Annotated in this window: 17 protein-coding genes; 8 read left to right on the top strand and 9 right to left on the bottom strand. The window is 50.3% G+C overall.

Features of this window, described 5'->3' with window-relative positions:
- Window positions 1-12 precede the first annotated feature (12 nt).
- Window positions 13-609: a MiaE family protein gene (locus ACYU8Y_RS04235; protein ID WP_460934532.1), complete on the bottom strand. Its 597-nt coding sequence runs from the start codon at window positions 607-609 to the stop codon at window positions 13-15.
- Between the two features lie 147 nt (window positions 610-756).
- Between ACYU8Y_RS04235 and msrA the strand changes: the two genes are divergently transcribed.
- The 7 genes from msrA (at window position 757) to ACYU8Y_RS04200 (ending at window position 7,555) form a co-directional block, all read left to right on the top strand.
- The gene (gene msrA / locus ACYU8Y_RS04230; RefSeq protein WP_460934530.1) at window positions 757-1,416 is read left to right on the top strand and encodes a peptide-methionine (S)-S-oxide reductase MsrA; all 660 of its coding nucleotides are present in this window, start codon (window positions 757-759) and stop codon (window positions 1,414-1,416) included.
- Between the two features lie 181 nt (window positions 1,417-1,597).
- Window positions 1,598-2,323: a hypothetical protein gene (locus ACYU8Y_RS04225; RefSeq protein WP_460934528.1), complete on the top strand. Its 726-nt coding sequence runs from the start codon at window positions 1,598-1,600 to the stop codon at window positions 2,321-2,323.
- A gap of 96 nt (window positions 2,324-2,419) precedes the next feature.
- The gene (locus ACYU8Y_RS04220) at window positions 2,420-3,433 is read left to right on the top strand and encodes a hypothetical protein (RefSeq protein WP_460934526.1); all 1,014 of its coding nucleotides are present in this window, start codon (window positions 2,420-2,422) and stop codon (window positions 3,431-3,433) included.
- 114 nt (window positions 3,434-3,547) lie between these two features.
- Window positions 3,548-4,609, top strand: a complete 1,062-nt coding sequence (locus ACYU8Y_RS04215; RefSeq protein ID WP_460934525.1) for a hypothetical protein — start codon at window positions 3,548-3,550, stop codon at window positions 4,607-4,609.
- A gap of 18 nt (window positions 4,610-4,627) precedes the next feature.
- Window positions 4,628-5,212 carry a hypothetical protein gene (locus ACYU8Y_RS04210; RefSeq protein ID WP_460934523.1) on the top strand — a complete coding sequence of 195 codons (585 nt, stop codon included), beginning with the start codon at window positions 4,628-4,630 and terminating at the stop codon, window positions 5,210-5,212.
- Between the two features lie 17 nt (window positions 5,213-5,229).
- On the top strand, window positions 5,230-5,928 hold the full coding sequence (locus ACYU8Y_RS04205; RefSeq protein WP_460934521.1) for a hypothetical protein: 699 nt from the start codon (window positions 5,230-5,232) through the stop codon (window positions 5,926-5,928).
- Complete coding sequence (locus tag ACYU8Y_RS04200) at window positions 5,915-7,555, top strand: S8 family peptidase (RefSeq protein ID WP_460934519.1); 1,641 nt, start codon at window positions 5,915-5,917, stop codon at window positions 7,553-7,555. The genes ACYU8Y_RS04205 and ACYU8Y_RS04200 overlap by 14 nt, the downstream gene beginning before the upstream one ends.
- Window positions 7,556-7,579: 24 nt before the next feature.
- Here ACYU8Y_RS04200 and ACYU8Y_RS04195 read toward each other — a convergent pair whose 3' ends face one another.
- From ACYU8Y_RS04195 to ACYU8Y_RS04180, 4 genes are all read right to left on the bottom strand, one after another.
- The gene (locus tag ACYU8Y_RS04195) at window positions 7,580-8,470 is read right to left on the bottom strand and encodes a carbon-nitrogen hydrolase family protein (RefSeq protein ID WP_460934517.1); all 891 of its coding nucleotides are present in this window, start codon (window positions 8,468-8,470) and stop codon (window positions 7,580-7,582) included.
- Between the two features lie 230 nt (window positions 8,471-8,700).
- The gene (locus ACYU8Y_RS04190) at window positions 8,701-9,075 is read right to left on the bottom strand and encodes a DUF983 domain-containing protein (RefSeq protein ID WP_460934515.1); all 375 of its coding nucleotides are present in this window, start codon (window positions 9,073-9,075) and stop codon (window positions 8,701-8,703) included.
- 223 nt (window positions 9,076-9,298) lie between these two features.
- Complete coding sequence (locus tag ACYU8Y_RS04185) at window positions 9,299-9,700, bottom strand: hypothetical protein (RefSeq protein ID WP_460934513.1); 402 nt, start codon at window positions 9,698-9,700, stop codon at window positions 9,299-9,301.
- Between the two features lie 79 nt (window positions 9,701-9,779).
- Window positions 9,780-10,319: an NUDIX hydrolase gene (locus tag ACYU8Y_RS04180; protein ID WP_460934511.1), complete on the bottom strand. Its 540-nt coding sequence runs from the start codon at window positions 10,317-10,319 to the stop codon at window positions 9,780-9,782.
- Between the two features lie 64 nt (window positions 10,320-10,383).
- Between ACYU8Y_RS04180 and ACYU8Y_RS04175 the strand changes: the two genes are divergently transcribed.
- The gene (locus ACYU8Y_RS04175) at window positions 10,384-11,286 is read left to right on the top strand and encodes a DUF2911 domain-containing protein (protein WP_460934509.1); all 903 of its coding nucleotides are present in this window, start codon (window positions 10,384-10,386) and stop codon (window positions 11,284-11,286) included.
- A gap of 121 nt (window positions 11,287-11,407) precedes the next feature.
- Here ACYU8Y_RS04175 and ACYU8Y_RS04170 read toward each other — a convergent pair whose 3' ends face one another.
- The 4 genes from ACYU8Y_RS04170 to ACYU8Y_RS04155 all read right to left on the bottom strand — a co-directional run bounded on the left by ACYU8Y_RS04170 (window position 11,408) and on the right by ACYU8Y_RS04155 (window position 19,116).
- Window positions 11,408-13,096, bottom strand: a complete 1,689-nt coding sequence (locus ACYU8Y_RS04170; protein WP_460934507.1) for a sodium:solute symporter family protein — start codon at window positions 13,094-13,096, stop codon at window positions 11,408-11,410.
- A 201-nt stretch (window positions 13,097-13,297) separates the two neighbouring features.
- Window positions 13,298-14,206, bottom strand: coding sequence for a hypothetical protein (locus tag ACYU8Y_RS04165; RefSeq protein WP_460934505.1), 909 nt, complete (start codon window positions 14,204-14,206; stop codon window positions 13,298-13,300).
- A 214-nt stretch (window positions 14,207-14,420) separates the two neighbouring features.
- A complete protein-coding gene (locus ACYU8Y_RS04160) occupies window positions 14,421-15,905 on the bottom strand; it encodes a RagB/SusD family nutrient uptake outer membrane protein (RefSeq protein ID WP_460934503.1) in 1,485 nt (494 codons plus the stop codon).
- Between the two features lie 13 nt (window positions 15,906-15,918).
- Window positions 15,919-19,116 carry a SusC/RagA family TonB-linked outer membrane protein gene (locus ACYU8Y_RS04155; RefSeq protein ID WP_460934501.1) on the bottom strand — a complete coding sequence of 1,066 codons (3,198 nt, stop codon included), beginning with the start codon at window positions 19,114-19,116 and terminating at the stop codon, window positions 15,919-15,921.
- Window positions 19,117-19,472 lie beyond the last annotated feature (356 nt).

Genomic DNA, 19,472 nt, shown 5'->3' with positions numbered 1-19,472 from the left:
GAGCCAACTCGGTTAGTGCATTCGATCTCCCCGGACGCCCAGGTTAGCTATAATATCAGCCTCCACGGCCAGAAATTCCTTCCACCGCTCCCGGACACGCCCGGCGGGCAGATAGGTTTCTGCCAGGTCAATGAACGTGCGGTAATGACCGGCTTCCGAAACCATCAGTTCCCGGTAAAACTTGCGCAGGCTTTCATCGGCAATCTGCTCCGAAAGAAGTTTAAAGCGCTCGCAACTACGGGCTTCAATCAGGGCATTCATCAGCAGATTGTCCATCATCTGCTCTTTGTAATCGTTAATTGACCGGCGCAGTCGGGTTCGTACCTGGTTCACGTATTCATCCTTCCGATGCCTCCCCAGCGGAATATTGCGCTTCTGAAGTTCTTTTAACACCCGATGAAAATGTCCCCATTCTTCGGATACAATGGGCGTTAAGGTTTCCACCAGCACTGGCTGATCAAAATACTGGACAACCAGCGAGATACACGACGATGCGGCTTTTTGTTCACACCAGGCATGATCGATCAGAATTTCGCCGATGTTCATTTCGGCAATATTGACCCAACGCGGGTCGGTGGGCAGTTCGAGTCCTAAAGTTGTCAATGACATACATGCAAAGCCACAGCATCTTGCCGTTGATAACCCATCGTTACGATTGACAGACTATGGCTACACAACAAAGTTAAGCACGAATGGGCCTTACTTTTCGTAACCCCCCGCCCCGATTTTGTGTTAATCTGCTACGATCACACACGCATGAAAGCTTACATTCATTTATTCGTTTTGGCCGCGTTGCTGCTGCCCGGCTGCCAGCAGCGCCCGGCCGAAAAAAAGCCGACCGTTATTGACACAAATCCCGCTAAACTTCCGGGTCTGCAACCCGGTGAGGCCGTAGCGACCGTGGCAGGTGGCTGTTTCTGGGCCGTTCAGGAAGAAATGAAACGCCTGAAAGGGGTGCGAACGGCCGTATCCGGCTACGCAGGGGGCGATCTGGCCTACCCAACGTATGAGCAGGTTGGCACCGATCAGACGGGGCACGCCGAAGCGGTACAGGTGTATTATGACCCGACGGTCATTTCTTACGACGTTTTATTGGATGCGTTTTTTGCCGGTCACGATGCGACGCAACGCGATCGGCAAGGCCCCGACATTGGAAAGCATTATCGATCAGCGGTATTCTTTCGGACACCCGAAGAGAAAGCCCGTATCCAGGCGGCTATCGGGCGAGAAAATGCCTCGGGCCATCACCAGGGGCGGGTTATTACGCAGGTTGTTCCCTACGCAGCCTTCTACCCCGCCGAAGGATACCATCAGGATTACTACCGCCAGAATCCCTATAATATGTATATCCAGTTGGTTTCTAAGTCGAAAGTAGAAACGTTTACCGAGCGAATGGAAAAGTGGATAAGGAAATGAGGAAATGCGGCTAGCAACCGATAAACCGTAAAGCCCGTCCTTCCCTGCAACAAGTTGTCAACCTCCGCAACCGTTCGGCCAAATCTGGTATTGTGGGATTGGTAGTAACCTCGTAACATTGCTGAGTCGTTTACCAAAGGGGTAAACCCGCGAATGAGTAACTCCGAAACGATAGACAATTATGCCAGAACCTGACAAATCACTTGGTCGTAAAATCCTGAGTTTCTTCGTGAAAGATGAAGAGCCAGGTACCGCTACCGGCACGCCACCGACGGCATCATCGGCACCTGCCGCACCCCGCCCGTCGGCTACTGTACCCACGCCCGGCACCACCAGCGCAGGTCCGGTTACACCCGTTGCGGAGTCGGCGGCTACTACGGCCGGCTCGGTCGATTCGAAATTTGCCGAACATTTGGCCAACGTACTGGCTCAGAATAACCCACCCGGTCCCGATTATTTCGAATTTCGGGAAACGCTTCGGAGCCTTGGCAACCTGGGCTTACCGGAAGAAAAGCAGTTTCAGGCGGCCTGGGCAAGTTTCAAAGCGCTAGGGGGCTCGGCAGATGTTATGACGTTAACCAATACGGCAAATGGGTATATTGCGGCCCTGAACAAAGACCGGGATGGATTTACCAAAAGCGTAGAAACAGCCCTGGCCGAACGCGTTGGCGGCTTACAGAACGAACAGAAACGGCTGCAAACGGATAATGAGTCGCTGGCCAAGCAACTCGTAGAGATTCAGAAACAGATCGATGCCAATACAAACCGGCTGACGGCCATTACGGGTGAAATCACGGAACAAAGTGCAAAAATCACCCAAAATCGGCAAAACTACGAGTCGACATTCGCGCATTTTATTGGCCAGATTAAGGATGACATCGCCAAAATGGCGCACTACTTAAAATAGGTTTTTACAACTCAATGGTATGGGTCTGTCGAACCGATAACCCGTGTATCGGCCGACTTGTGAATACCAAAAACCGTTAACCATAAACCCCAACAAATGGCAACTCCTGACTTTTCAAAACTTGGTGGCGGAGCGGACGTAGAAAAACGTTCGTTCTGGAGCCGTCCGGAAGGTGTTCTGGGCATGATCGTACTGGCTGGCATGGCCGGATTAGGCCTGGTTTATTTTAACCGGATCATCGAATTCCTGATTCGCGCGACATCGAACATTCTTGAACTGTCGCTTCTGCTGGGCGCGCTGGGTGTCCTGATTTTCCTGTTCACCAGCAAAGATGTCCGTACGGCCGTCTTCTTTCTGTTCAAGTCATTGATGCGCAGTTTGACCGGTACGGTCATTCAATTGAATCCGATCGCTATCATGAAAATTTACATTGACGATTTAAAGCAGAAGCGCGAGAAAATGCAGGGCCAGATTAATATTCTGGCGGGACAACTCGTTAAGCTGAACAAAAAAATCAATGAGAACAACGAAGCGATCAAGCAGAAATTCGCCGAAGCCAACAAAGCCAATTCACTGAGCGACAGGCCCGGTATGCGCGAAACGGCTCAACTGGCTACCATCGAAGGGGCGGGCCTTCAGGAAATGAACGAAAAGCTGCTGCCTCTCCAGCGGAACATGAAAAATGTGCTGGCGTTCATGGAAAAAGTAAATCAGAGCGCCGATTACATCATTAAGGAGACGGAGATCAAAGTCCGGCTCAAAGAGACAGAGTATCAGATCGTTAAGGATAGCTCGAACGCGCTCAAAACAGCGGTCAGTATCTTTAAAGGTGATCCCGATAAGAAGTTCTACTTCGACCAGTCAATGGAGTATATCCAGGATGACATGAGTATGAAACTCGGCGAAATGAAACGGGCTATGGACCTCTCGATGGATTTCATCAATGGTGTCGATATTCAGAATGGCGTTTTGTCCGATAAGGGCGAAGCACTGCTGGAAGCGTATAACAAAGGCGAGTTTAAGATGGTCCAGCTGGACGCCCCGGCTCAACCGCTCAACCTCGGCCCGAACCCGCAAAAAGACGCCGGTTACAAGAATTTACTGGATTAATTTCGACTGATAGAGTGATTGACTGATAGAATAGCTGACGCAAATTTTATTCAATCACTCTACCATTCAGTAATTCAATCACTCTATCACTCATTCATTCAAAATTAATTTCCTATGCAACGATTAACCGTGGCCGGTCGGCTACTCATCACCGCGCTGATTCTGGCGGCTGCTTTCTTCGCGTTCCGTTATTTTGGTGGCAACGCAGCCCTGCGTAAACTGGCCCCCAACAACAAGGAAAAAGAATATTCCGAATCGCAGACAATGCCCAGGGCCGACGACAAGACAGCCGAAGGTACTGTTGAAGAATCGTCAGCCTCCTCTGAAACGTCGTCCGGCTCATCGGAAAGCGAAGCGACGGATCAGCCTCGCCAGGCGTTCAACTATACGGCTCCTGAGCCTCAGAACGGCTTGCTTAAAGGTGTTGTCGAGTTAGGAGCCAGTGGTTTCAACTCATTCATTGTCAGAATCGACGATCAGAAGCGCTGGAAACTGGAAAAAGCTGAATTCGGTAACAGCCTGGTTTTGGAAAACATGGCCAGTGACGACGATATCCGGGCAGGGTTGAAAAGCTATATTGGCAAAATGCTTGACTTCGGCGTTGGCGGACGCAACATTCACTTCGTTGTCAGTTCGGGAGCGATAAAAGCAGAAGGGACGCAGAAGATTATTAAGGCGCTGAAATCACTCAACTATTTTGTCAACACCGTTACACCGGAACAGGAAGGCTCTCTGGCCCTACGGTCGGTGCTGCCCGCTGACTATGCCAGCAATTCGTTCGTAACGGACATTGGCTCGGGCAACACCAAAATTTCCTGGAAACAGGGGGAGTCCATTAAAGCCCTGGAAACCTACGGAGCCAAGTATTACTCGAATGGAACCAGCGACGAAACCGTTGCGACGGATGTAGCGGCCAAAGCCAAACAAGTTCCCACCGATCACCGCAAAACTTGCTTTATCATCGGTGGCGTACCTTTTGAATTGGCCAAATCGGTGCGAAAAGGCAAAGAACGATACACCGTTCTCGATGCACCATCGGCTTACAAGCTGGAGAGCGCCAAGTCAAAATCGGGCTTGACCATATACAAAGCCATTGCCGATGCAACGGGCTGTAATCAGTTCGTTTTCGACTGGGATGCCAACTTTACGATTGGCTATTTACTGACGCTTAAATAATAAAGAGCGCCAGAATGAATGAGTGAAATCGGACCGCCGATGCGGAGCGAAAAGCATAAACAAGCTATTTTCACTCATTCATTCTGGCGCTTATTTCCCATGACACTACGCGATGTATTTGCGGCCTTATCCGGCCAGCCTATTGTGTTATTTCTGCTCCTGGCGGCCATACCGACAGGAGCTTTTTTAGTTAATTTATGGTCGGGCGAAACGGCCGAAGACATCTGGAAATGGCGGTATGTGTATGCCGTTCTGATTTATCTGGCCTGTATTCCGGGTATTTTTGCCGTCACGCTCAACATCTACCTGTTCCTGTTCGAGCGGCAGAGCATCTGGGATATGAACCTTGCGCTGCAAGCGCTGCCTATTTTGACAATGGTGGCCACGCTGGTGCTCATTCGTCGTAAGCTACCATTCAGTTATATTCCGGGTTTCGGCAAATTATCCGGGTTTCTAACCTTGATCGGAGCCATAATGGGTATTCTGTGGTTCATCGATCGCACCCGCATCTACGCGGTTGCCTACATCCCTTTCACCTACCTTGTCGTTGGCTTTGTCGCTCTGCTGCTCGTGATTCGTTTCGCCTGGAGCCGTATTTTCTGACCGCCGTTCCCTTTCATATGCCCCACCCCTTGTCTGTCTGGTTTCTGATCGTCGTTTCTGTGGCTCTGCTTTCAGGATGCCAGTCGGCTACAACGGAGCCTGCCCCATCAGACTACGAGTACTTTCCGCTCGAATCGGGTCAATACCGTATTTATACCGTACAGGAAGATCAATACGCGCTTCAGGCCGCGCCCATACAGCGATATTACCAGATCAAGGAAGTCATCGGAGCGGCTTACACCGATGTAGCCGGCCAAACCGCCTACCGGCTGATCCGCTACCGGCGCTCTACTGACAGCCAGCCCTGGCAAGCCGACTCGGTATGGTCGGACCGGTTAGTCACGAACGAAGCCATACGCACAGAAAATGGGCAGGATTTTGTTAGCTTACTAATTCCAATCAGCAATGGGTTACGCTGGAATGGCAACCGATACAACACGTTCGGCCCCGACGAGTATGAGATACGCAACGCAGACCAGCCTTTTCGCGTATTGGATAAGTCGTTCAAGGAAACCGTTACGGTTGTTGCTCAGGACGATTCCACGCTGGTCTCGCAGGAGAAACGCCTGGCGGTGTATGCCCGGCAGGTTGGGTTAATTTATAAAGAACGGACGTATCGTAAATTTTGCACGACAAGTTCGGGTTGTATCGGGAAGAACCAGATTGATTATGGCACTCGACAAGTGTATCGTATCCAAACGTATGGAAAGGAATAAAATGGGCTGGCTTTTACTGTTACTGCTCTGTTGCCAGTTCAGTAGCTTTGGCCAGACAACACGTAAATACCTGGTACTACTGCGCGACAAGGCGAACTCACCCTATAGCATCAGCCGCCCGGAACAGTTTCTGTCCCAGCGCTCCATTTTACGTCGGCAAAAACAGGGCATTTCCTTACGGGAGCGCGATTTGCCGGTCAATCCCACTTACGTAACACAACTCCAGCAGGCGGGGGCCAGAATCTGGTTTACCTCTCGCTGGCTCAACGCCGTATTAATTGAAACCAACGACGTTACCGTTGCTGCAATTCAGAAGCTTCCGTTTGTGAACGGGCTGGAATTTGGCCGGTCGCTGGCTACGGCTCGTGTGGGTGCTGAAACACAAAACAAAACCATCCGAAAGCTGGAATCTTCTGCCAGCGTAAGCGATGACCCCCTGAATTATGGCAACTCGCAGGCGCAAATCACTCAGCTCGGGGTCGACAAAATGCACCAGCAGGGCTATCATGGCGAAGGCATGCTCATTGGTGTGCTGGATGCCGGTTTTCTGAATGGCGACAAAGTTGGTTTTCTTAAGCCGGTTCTGGACGACAAACGAGTCTTGGCAACCTACGATTTTGTCAAGAAGGAAACGAGTGTATACGAAGACGATTCGCACGGACTATCGTGTTTATCGGCCATTGCCGCCACTGCCGACAGGCAATTGTACGGAACAGCCTACAAAGCATCGTTTATTTTACTCCGCACTGAAGAGGCCGCTACTGAAAAACAAACCGAAGAGGCCAACTGGCTATTCGGTGCCGAATATGCCGATAGTGCGGGAGTCGATGTAATTAGTTCATCCCTGGGGTACACGCAGTTCGACGATGCGGGCACCAGCTATACGTACCAGAACTTGGACGGAAAAACGGCTCTGTCCAGCCGGGCAGCCCAGATTGCGACCGAAACGGGCATGGTTGTGGTCGTAGCCGCCGGAAATGATGGCAGTGATGCCTGGCATTACCTATCGGCTCCGTCCGACGCAGCCTCGGTGCTGGCGATTGGTGCCGTTACGCAAACCGGACAGCGGGCTTCATTTAGTTCATTCGGTCCCTCGGCCGATCAGCGGGTAAAGCCCGATCTGGCAGCCCGAGGACAGGGAACGATTATAGGCAGTCCAGGCGGCCAAATCGTTTCGGGCAATGGCACCTCCTTTGCCACCCCGTTAGTGGCGGGTCTGGCGGCTGGTTTCTGGCAGGCTCACCCGCGCTTGACGGCGGCCCAGGTGACGGACGCGCTTCGCCGGTCAGGGAGCCAGTTTGGGAATCCCGACGACCAGTTGGGCTACGGCATTCCCAATTTCGAGCGGGCGTCCGTTCTGGCGGACAACTACGGCCAGTTGCTGGTCTATCCGAATCCGTTCAGCGACAGCGAGCCACTTGGCGTTCAATGGGGAGAAATTGACGCGAATACTCCTCTGGATGCGACGTTGACGAATGCGGCCGGACGCGTTGTCTGGCAGAATCGCTACACCTCGACCGGACTAAGCGCATTTACGTTACCCAATCTGAATCTGTCAGCCGGTATGTATGTTATGACCCTCATTTCGGGCGACAAAAAACGCACAGTGAAGCTGATCAAGCTATAATATAGCTTGTGGTTTACGACTAGACTAAACATCGAACAGATCGGGGCGGCTGTAATGGCCGATTACATCGAAGTCGAGCTTGCTCTTGACTACTTCGTCCAGGTCCAGCTCGGCCATCAGTATTCCCTCCTCGTCCCACAAAGGGCCCGCGATAAATTCGCCCTGTGGCGAAACAATGGCACTGCCGCCCCTACTCAATATACGCTCATCGTCAGTTAACAACGATTGATAATCTTCCGGGTAATCGTTTCGGGTAAAATACTGATTACAACCCAATACAAAACAACGGCCCTCGCAGGCAATGTGCTGGAGCGTAGCGGACCAGCTAGGGCGGGCATCGGCGGTTGGGGCCAGATAAAGTTGCGGAGCCTGTTGGTAAATTCGCATCCGGGCCAGCGGCATGTAGTTTTCCCAACAGATCAGGCCACCCATGCGGCCAACGGTCGTGTTAAAGGTTTTCAGAGAATCCTTTCCTGTTCCTTCGGCCCACACCAAGCGCTCAACGCCCGTCGGCTTGATCTTTTGGTGTTTACCTAAATAGCCATCTGTCGGGGATAGATAGATCAAGGAACAATACAGACTACCGTTCAGGCTATCACGCTCCGTTACGCCAATGGCCAGATAAACGCCGTTATCGCGGGCGATCTGCTCCAGCCGACTCAGTTCAGGGCTGGGAAGTTGCAGACTATTTTGCCAGTACGTTTTATAAAGCTCGCGTCCGGCATCTGTCCGTAAACCGATGGATGCACCAAAGGTGAATTTCCGGGGATAACCCGGAATGAATGACTCCGGAAAAAGCATAAACTGGCATCCTTTTCTGGCCCCGTCAATCACCAAAGTTTCCAGTTTGTCAATTGTCCTGACCATGTCGAAGAACACCGGAGTCGCCTGGACCACCCCTACCTTTACCCGCATAATGTTAGTTAATTTTTTACAACGCAGAATCCGTAAAAGCTTTTACACAGCCAGAAACCCCGCTTTATTTACGCATGTATACAATGAACCTGTTTACACCTTTATAACCGAAGTGGTAACAGCTCCCAAGACAAAGTAGCACATTTTCATAGATATCAGCCAATAAAAAAGCCAGTCACCACATAAACGATCAATGTGGTAACTGGCATTGGCCTGACCGTACTAGCAAACTAACTCGCTACGGGTTTGGGAGCAATAAAGATGGACAACCAGGTTCGGCGGGCGAGCCGAAAGAAGTAAGGCGTCAACAGAATCAGCGTTGGTACCAACCCGATCAAGTAGTAGTCCAAATCAACGTTTAGCCATTTGACGACAATGAAAAATGTCAGCAAGGTATAAATGGTGTAAAATGCATAACTCACAAACATCGAAGCCCAGTAAAAACCAGGTTCGGGCATAAAATTTTCGCCACAATGCGGACAGTGATCGTGCATTTTGTCAAAATTACGGCTAAATGCGCTGTTCGAGACAAAGAAGTTACCCTCTTGACAACGAGGGCATTTATTGTTCATGATGCTGTATAAACGACTATGAATGGCTGACATGGTTGCAACGGTTTAAGGTTGATAACGATAAAACGCAGGGTGTAGAGCTGGTTCTTTTTTGTGAAACAAAGGTACGCAGTAGATAGCTGGGCTGAAAAGACAGATCAAGTCGTGTATGGTACAAATCAATGATGCGGCAAAACAGATCTTGCATTCGTGAGGACTAAAACAGAAACGGGTCAACGGTACGTACCGTTGACCCGTTCGATCTGGCTCCATCAGCCTAGTTACCAATTGTCGTACTGTCGGTTCTGCGTCTCTTGACGTAATACTCATCCATCAGAACAATGGGTTTGGGCTCACTCACCCGTTGGATCTTATAATTCCGGTTGGCCAGACTTGCCGATGGCGTATGGTCAACCTGAATGCCACCAGACGGCTGCTGGTTCGGCATCTGGTTTTTATAATTGGCAAATCGGGTATCGGTTGAGCCAGGTTGCTGCACGACAATACCCGCTTTACTTTCCTGCCGCCGGGCAGCCGCAGCCATATGGGGATGCTTGTAGTTATGCGTCGAATACATCGGATTGTTTAAAGGCTTCCGCGCGCCGTCGTCCTGCGAAAAAGCTTGCCCCGACAGCGCCAATAGGCTGATGCCAGTAAGCAAAAAAACGATCGATTTCATGGCTATTTCTATGGTTTTGTTGTCCAACAAAGCTACTACCTCATCAGATTAAAAAACAATTAAAATAGCTACTATATTTCTAGTTTTTACTATTTTTTCTTACCATTCTTAAAATTGATTCAGAATTAGCCATAACATTTACGTTTTCGACAGAAAACCACTGAATATTCGTTATTTCGTCAGAATCACCAAACGCTTCAGACGGGTCCGCTTCGAGCAAAAATCGGATATCATAATGCAGGTGGGCTGGCACGTCTTTGCGGAGTGGAATTTCGTGTACATCAACGTCAAAAATACTCGTACCAACAATCCGTAGGGATGTTAAACCCGTTTCTTCATGGGCCTCACGTAAGGCCACCGCAGCCACATCGGGATCACCATCCGCATGCCCACCGGGTTGTAGCCACCGGTCGAGCTTCCGATGATGAATGAGTAATACCTGCTCACGATCGGGACTAACAATCCAGGCCGAACCTGTTACGTGGCCAATCGACAAGGAACGCTCAAAACAATCGGGATGGCTCCTGACAAAGTCAATGGTTGCCTGGGTCATGGCCTGCTCCGCAGCGTCGGCGGGGGTGTGCCCCTGTAGCAATGAGATCAATGGTTGACGGTGCATGTGTTGGTTTTTTTCGTAAAAAAGTCACAAATTGACCAGATTTTTAAATAGTCTATCGACAACTATGCGCAAACTTTCGCTTACAGCAGTTGCTATTTGTTTGGCTGCTCAATTAACCACCGCACAAATTAAGTTACCATCACCCAGTCCGGGCGCATCGGTTATGCAAACCGTGGGCACCACCGACTTAACCGTAACGTACTCACGTCCAAGCCTAAAAGGACGCGATCCCTTCGTGGGCTCTTTTGTTCCAGCGGGTAAAATCTGGCGTACGGGTGCCAATGGCGCTACGATTTTTACGACCACAACCGACCTGATGGTAAACGGAAAGACGCTCCCAGCCGGAAGCTATTCGATCCTGTCGATTCCAGGCGCCGACGCGTTTACCCTGATCTTCAACAAAGACAAAGCTGTTACTGAAGCGTCGTACAAGCAGGCTGATGACGTCTTGCGGGTAGACCTGACGCCGAAGGAGAATAACGAGAAAATCGAAACCTTCACAATCGGTTTCAGCGACTTGACCGACAGCACGGCCAAAATGAATTTCATGTGGGCCAACTCGAAAGCCAGTGCTGATTTGCGCGTTGATGTAAACGCCAATTCAGCCGCGAATGTCGACAAGGCCGTAGCTGAAAAGCCCGAAGATGCGGCTGTATTGCAGGCGGCAGCGAGCTACAATCTGTCGAAAGGACGTAACCTGGAGCAGGCATTGACCTGGATCGACAAGTCGATTGCGCTAAAAGAAACCTACCGTAATCTATACATAAAATCACAGATTCTGGGCAAGATGGGCAAATACACCGAAGCGGTCCCTCTGGCGCAGAAAGCACTGTCTATGGGCCAGTCGTCCAATGATTCGGCGTTCCCGTTCTTCAAGGAAGGTATTGAGAAAAGCATCACCGAGTACACCGCTAAAATCCCGGCCATGCCTGGGATGAAAAGCGGCAAAGGCAAGAAAAAGTCGTAAGTTACCGTACTGTCCCTTAGTGAAGCAGCCCGATTCGAGTGTTCGAACCGGGCTGCTTCAGTTACTCAATGGTCTGGTAAACGTAGGTAGGTCGGCTGGCATCGGTGCGTCTCAACCGGAATCACTGATGGTTGGGCATCATTCGCTGCAGGACCCACGCAATGCCTACCACCAGCAGACACCCGATTGCGTTGAGCCATAAAAAAGCGGTCAGATCCAGGTACCAGCTCACGACTACAAGTATTTCGGCCAGTATCGACGCCCAGAACGTGGCACGGCCACCGATGGATTTGGCATAAAACGCGACGACAAACACCCCGAGGATGACACCGTAAAACAACGATCCAAGGATATTGACTGCCTCGATCATACTGCCTAACCGGTTGGCAAACTGAGCAACGACAATGCAAAATATTCCCCATCCCACGGTAGACCAGCGCGAAACAGCCAGGTAATGCGCATCGTCGGAATCGCCTTTAATCAAGCGTTTGTAGATATCAACAACCGTTGTCGAGGCCAGCGAATTATAAGCGGAGGCTATGCTGCCCATCGACGCGCTGAAGATGACGGCAATCAGCAAACCGATCAGGCCGTGCGGCAGGTAATCGAGGACAAATCGCAGAAAAACGTAGTTGACGTCATTGACATCGGCCGATGGGTTGTTCTGCTGGATAAGCTTGGTAACGTCCGTTTTGACCACTTTCAGGGCTTCGTCTGTCTGGCGCAATACCGTACCAGCCGCATCCTGCGCGGCTTCGTTATCCGCCTTTAGGGCTACCTGCATATCCAGCACTGCCCGTTGCCGTTGAGCGGTCAGGTTTTGATGTTTGATCTCGGCCAGTTGGTAAGCCGATGCATACTTACTTTGCTTTAGCCGGTCGGTTTCCTGTTTGTTGAAAAAGGTAGGCGATGGGTTGTATTGATAAAAGACAAATACCAGTACACCCACCAGCAGAATCAGAAACTGCATGGGTACTTTCAGAAGCCCGTTCATCAGTAACCCCAACCGACTTTGCCCGATCGACTGCCCGGTGAGGTAACGTCCCACCTGCGACTGATCGGTGCCGAAGTAGGAAAGTTGAAGAAAAAAACCACCGATCAGACCCGACCAGAGGTTGTATCGACTGTTTGGGTCAAACTTCAGGTCGATGAGGTTCATGCGTCCGGCCTCCCCCGCTACGTGCAGGGCATCCACAAAACCAACGCTTTCCGGCAGCATTTTAACGGTCAGATAGCCCGCCAGTCCCATGGCAAATGTGACTATGGCCATCTGCTGAAGGTGCGTGTAGGAGATGGCTTTGGTGCCACCCGTTACGGTATATACGAGGACAATACCACCCATCAGCAAGTTTGTCCAGTAGATGTTCCAGCCCAGAATCGTCGACAAAATAATGGCCGGTGCATAGATCGACAGACCCGTCGATAACCCACGTTGTAACAGAAACAAGCCGGCCGTAAGGGTCCGGACACGGGCATCGAAACGGGTTTCCAGAAATTCATAAGCCGTGTAGATTCGTAGCTTGTGGAAAATCGGAACGAACGTAACCGACAATACGACCATAGCCAGGGGCAAGCCAAAATAGAACTGCACAAATCGCATTCCATCGCTAAACCCCTGCCCTGGTGCCGATAAAAATGTGACGGCGCTGGCTTGCGTAGCCATAACCGAAAGCCCGACATGATACCAGGGCAGCGATTGTCCGGCCAGCAGGTAATCGTCCATACTCCGGCTGCCCCGGCTGCGCCATAAGCCATAGGCGATGATGCCGATCAGCGAAAGAGCCAATACGCCCCAGTCAAGAATACTCATGACAACCAGCGCATTAACCCATAAAAAAACAAGATTTCGGCGACCAGGCTACCAATTACAATGGCATAGAGTTGAGCCCATGAACGAACAAAAGGGGGTAGATCAGCAGGATTTTCGGGCATACAGGAATGGCTTATCGGATAATAACGGCGAAAATAGCGGAAATCGGTGTATTGCAGCCGCTATTCTCACCCGATCAATTTATTTGCCAATTTTCAGATGGTAGCTTGCGTAGGGTATAAAGGTAACCAGACTGGAAACACCAGGGCCAACAAAGAACGGAACATAAGCGGCCAGGTCAAACGCATGGCGACGACGATCGAAACGGATGCCCGCCGACAACATACCCCCAAAATCGACGGTTCCCCGTCCTAGCAACGCGAAGTTCTCCGTAATGAACGAAAGCTTGGGGCTAACTTTCCGAACCAACCCGAATGAACCAACGACAGTTCGGGACAGTTCGCCGTTGGATACTCCCCAACCCAGGCCGAATGTCGTATTGTTTTGCCGGTCGCCGGTCGTCACGATCCCCTGCAGATACCCGGCTCCCTGTATTGATCCCCGCCCCCCGCCAAACAGGAACCCATCGGATTGAATCCCAATGTATTGGCCACTAATTCCCAAACGCACCCGATCACCGATGGGGAAAGAAACTTTCGTTGACAGGCTGAATATTGCGCTTGGAACAAAGGTAAAGAACGTAGTTCCGACGCTCCAGTTATCCGTAATGCCGTATTCGAACTGACTGAAATACAGTAGGTGATTTCGGTAATAAAGCCTCCCTTTTTCAGCCGAGAAAGCCGTTGGGGTTAACCGCATGGTCTGCGAAAACTGGTTTGGATAGCTAGCTCCATCGACCTGAGCGCCCTGTTGCTCGATGCTAACGATCTGATCAGCGCGTAGCCGAACCTCACCCAGGTTCCTGGTGCGGATAACAGCCTCTACACTATCCTGCCGCACCAGTTCACCCTGCAGTTGGGTACCGTCTTTCAATAGAATCGTATACCTGGACTTTGCCGGTACGGGCTGTTTTTTGGGCTGGTAATAGTCATCCTGAGCGGTAACCAGACTGGACACCAGCAGAAACAAGAGAAGATGTAGGTGTTTCATTGAGCAACTTATCCAGGTAGACTGATCGACGCTCACCAATTAACAAACAAATTCGCCCATTTCAAACAGACTCTCTGTGTTCCTCGTACCGCTATGGTTAGCCAATTTGTGCGGTCAGTTGTAGAATAGGGATTGAGTCGACAAGGATCACACAAAATGCAACGCGCCTGACTGTTTATACAGTCAGGCGCGTTAACGCTAAATAAATAGACGCTTACAGCGGATTCTGAACGATTGCTTTATTGGCGTTAATTTCCCGTCGTGGGATTAAAAACTCCCACTGGTTGTCGCCGGGCGCTACGTCGAAGAGAACCACGACAGCCGAGCTGATATTCGTTGCCCCATTCCGGTTAAGGGCCATGTTCATGCGTTTCAGGTCCGTGAACCGGAACCCTTCGCCCCATAGCTCGATACGCCGGTTGAACAGAATCTCATCGATCAGTTGCGTACCGGTTTTGGTCGACTTCACATACGACGGGTCACGCTTGCTGACCAGGTCGAACAATACGGTAGACGCAGCGGCTGCGTTACCCAGCCGTGCCTGTGCCTCCGCTTCGATCAGGTACATCTCCGCAGCGCGCATATAAGGAACGTCGCCCATCGTGCTGGTTGAAGGCGTAGCCCCTGGTAGCCGAAACTTCTGGGTTAAATATGGCACACGCACACCACCCGTCGGAACAATTGAATTGGTTGACGTTGGCGCCTTTACCCACATCTTCGAGCGTACGTCCGTTGCTGGAATCTGGTCGTACAAAGCACTGTTGATCGTTTTGGGTGACACCCGAATATTGGTAGAGTTGTAGTTTGAGGATATATACGAATGGAAGGCCCCAAACGTCTCCGACTGATCTTCAACGTGGTCAAAGCCCCACATCCATTCGGGATTGTTGATGTCCGAAAACCCTTCCTGATACTGCGCAACCGACATCAGCGAGTAACCACTACGTGCTTCAGCGGCATATTTTGCGGCATCTGCCCAGTTTTGCTGGACTAACGCAACGCGAGCCTGCAACCCTTTGATCACGTTAAGGTTGATGTGTGATTTATAGCTGCGCGTGGTGGTCAACAAGGATGAAGCTTCCGTCAGGTCCTTGTTGATCTGTGCATAAACCTCTTCTACAGTCGCCCGTGGCAGCCCCTCCGTTGTAGGGGTCAGCACCAGCGGTACACCGAGTTGAGCGTTTGGTTTAGCTGCGGCATCGTACCGCTTGCCAAAGAGTTGCACCAAGTTGAAATACGAGAAAGCGCGTATGCCTAAAGCTTCGCCCTTTATCTGATTCTTTTCTGTCTGCGTACCAGCCGCTTTATCGATATTGGCAACAGCCAGGTTTGCATTACCAATAAGCCGGTAGTAGAGTTGATACGGTAACTCGTCTCCGGTAGAGGTTTCGGAACGGTGCGCCTGCCAGCGCGTTTCAGCAAGATGCCAGTTATTCGATGTATTACTGATCACGACGTCCTCACCCAACACATCGACTATGATCATCATGGCCGGATGGCCGAAGTGCCCCTGCGAACTCAAATAGCGTACGACCATGGCCCGATAGATTCCGTTAATGGCCGCAGCAGCGTTCTTCGTTGTCGAATAGGCAGCGCCGGCATCAATGCTACCCGTGGGCGAGAGTTCTAAATATTGTTTATCGCAAGACGTAGCCAATAGGCCCAGGGCCATTACCATCGTCAGATATCTTTTTTTCATTGTTGTCTGAAGCTTAAAGCGTAAAGGAAACACCAAGTACCAGGCTTCTGGCCGGGCTGTACGAGTTACCGGTCACCCCGGTAAATTGCTGCTGAACGTTCATACCAGTCCGGCGAGAAAGAAAGAGCAGGTTTTCACCACTTACGTATACCTGTGCATTTTCCAGCAGTAATTTGCGGGCCAGCACATTTGGTAATGCGTAAGAAAGTGTAATCGAACGTAGATTTAAGAAACTGGCGTCGGTAAGCCAGCGGTCTGACTGGGCGTCGAAATCGGAGGTACGGCCCGCATCCATCCGGGGAACATTCGTGATATCGCCAGGATTTCTCCACCGGTTCAGGATGTCTACATGCTTGGCGCTACCATACCCCCCTGCGCTCATTAGGGAAGCATAGGCGGCATCGTATATTTTACCCCCTAGTTGATAAACAAACAGCGCAGAGAGCGAAATGCCCTTGTACCGTAACGTATTGGTAAAGCCACCGGAAAGAGCCGGAATCGATGATCCGTTATACCGATAACGCGCATTGTTAACACTGTTGGTCAGTGTATCACCGGATTCTGTAATACGCGAGTTTGACGCTACGTAATTAGCCGCCCGGTACTGAGCTTCACCGTTAGTTGGATTTACACCGGCGTATTCCCGTAGCCAGTAATCGTAGATTGATCGCCCTACGGCCAGCTTCTTGGTTCCGTCAATAATTTCGGGGTTCTCTTCCGGCATTTTGGTGATTTTATTCTTAATACGAGTAGCATTCAGATCAAGACGCCAGGTAAAGTCTTTCGTTCGCACAGGTTCGATTCCCAATTCGACTTCCATACCCCGGTTATACATTGTGCCAATGTTGCGCGTTACCGTCTGAATACCTGATGATAAAGGCAATGGCACGGCAAAAATCAGGTTCGATGATCGACGATCGAAATACTCAACCGTACCCGATACCCGACCCTTAAACAGACTGAACTCCAGGGCCAGGTCGAACGCATTATTCGATTCCCAGGCCAGGTTTGGGTTCCCCAGACTTGTTTGCAAAATTCCCGCTTCTGAAGCATTATTCCACGACCCTAAGCCGTAGAGTGGTTGCCAGGCATAATAACTAATCGTGTTGTCCTGAGCATCTTGGCCTGTATTACCACCACCGTCGTTACCCGTTTGGCCATAGGATGATCTTAATTTCAACGCATTAATGCTGGGAATAGAGCGCAGGAACTCTTCCTGATCTAAACGCCAGGCTCCACTGACCGAGAAGAAAGTCCCCCAGCGGGAGTTCTGATAGAACTTACTGGAACCATCGCGCCGGGCGGAAGCCGAAAGAAAATATTTCTGATCATAATCGTAATTGATCCGTGAAAAATAGCCTTCTACCCGACGCATGAAGGCCACCGAGGCCAGGTTGGTTGTCGTGGTGAAATTGACCAGTTCATAGTTGCCCTCTACAATTTGCTGCGTACGGGCTCCTTCCAGATTATTATCGCCAACCTGGAAGTTTTCGTGGCCTAACAAGACATCAACGTTGTGCTTCCCGAATGACTTGTTATACGTTAGCAGTTGGTTAAGGTTGTAACTGTTGATATTTTGAAATTCGTGCGTTGCGCGGCCTGCCGGGGCTCCATCACCGATTTCAGGATTCCAGAATGTATATGTGTTGATGTTCGTGATATCGGTGCCGATGTTCGCTGTAAACTTAAAATCCTTCAGAAAAGAGATTTCTGCGTAACCCCGGGCACTCAATACGTTCCGCCGAAAGTTGTTTTGATTCAGAATCGTTTCCGCAATGGCATGGCGGCCACCATACTGCGGACGGGCGGGCAAGCCTAAAGCCGTAAGATTACCGTAATCCCACCGTCTGTTCCCATTCGCTAAGGTAAGAAACTGGCCAGGATTGTTCGGATCATAGGCATACACAGGGTAGATTGGGCCAATATTACGGGAAAAGAAAAACGGGTTAACAAAGGATGTCCCGCCTGCCGTACCACCAGCATCGGCCTGATTCGATTTTGACATAGTTGTCGATAGGTTCCCACCCACCCGTAACCATGGTTTCATTTGGGAGTTCACGTTGAGACGGCCTGTAAAACGGCTAAAATCTGAACGGATCAGATAACCTTTGTCATTCAGGTAGGAGAGCGACAGGAAATAATCTGACTTGTTTTGTCCCCCTGCGAAGCTCACATTTAATTCATCGCGATTTCCCTGCCGCATCAATGGTTTTTCCCAATTCAGATCGTCGGGCGAATACAGGAGCGTGGCATTTGGGTTCATCTGCCCGTTATTATCGACCAGTTGATTGTCCGGTACGTTATATACGTTGTAGCCGACCAGACTAACCAGCCGGTTGGTGGCATCGGCGTTTGCCGTAGCCAGGGCTACAGGGTTCGTAGCCCGGTACGCTACGTTGTTCCGGTACATTTCCCACATCAGCGGATAATACTCGCCTACACCTACGCGATCGTATTCTGGCAAGCCGCGGGTGCTCAGACCTTTTGTGTAACGTACGTTGATTGAACTCCGGTCTTTCTGACCTTTCTTCGTTGTGACAACAACAACCCCATTGGCAGCCCGGGAACCATACAAGGCTGTTGAGGCCGCATCTTTCAGGACTGAGATGCTTTCAATATCATTCGGGCTGATGTTGGAGATATTGCCGGAGTAGGGTATGCCATCCACGACATAAAGCGGTTCATTTCCCGATGAGTACGATCCAAACCCGCGAATTCGAATACTCGGAGCGGCCCCCGGTTGTCCGGTACCCGCCGTTGTCTGAACGCCTGACACCGCTCCAGAAAGCGCCTGAGCAAGGTTATTTACCGGGCGATTCTGAATCTGCGTAGGCGACAGCGTACCCGCCGAACCAGTGAACGACGCCCGCTTGGCCGTCCCAAACGTGGTAACGATGACTTCATCCAGATTAGCCGCGTCGGGCACCAAGCTGACGGTAATAGTCGACTTGTTGCCGATGGCAATTTCCTGCGAAGCAAAGCCAATATAGCTGAAGACCAGACGGCCATTGGCGGGAACGCTTATTTTGTAGTTACCCTCGGCGTCGGTTGTTGTGCCGCGTGTAGTTCCCTTAAGCTGAACACTCACGCCCGGCAAGCCGGATTTATCTTCCGATGACGTAACATTGCCCGTCACCAAGAAGTCCTGCGCTAGCACTGGCAAACTGAACAAGACAGTTAATAGCCAGATGACTGATAAAGTTTTTTTCATGAAGTGTGACCAAGTAGAAAGGTTTTAACCATTTTTTAATACTGGCCACAAAATTACACGGTTATCATAAACAACAACATATTATGTTGTAAAAAATATCAATACACATATTTACTATGGCATTTATATTTTTTTTCACAATTTGATGAATGCATATTATTTTTCTACCATTTGACATTGTGTATCCCAACGACACAGCTGAATGCTTTTCAAAACGTATAGGCATTCGTTATACCTATGTGAATACTATTTCTATCTCTAAGTCTATTAGTAAGCTATAATCAAGCTCTACTGTGTACTTTTTACTACTTAGTTACTATGCCGTATACATCTGGCATAAGCCTTGGCTCCAGGCT

Source organism: Spirosoma humi (genome assembly GCF_054776575.1).
The sequence above is the reverse complement of the archived record's forward strand: the minus strand, read 5'-3'. Positions and strand labels throughout refer to the sequence as shown.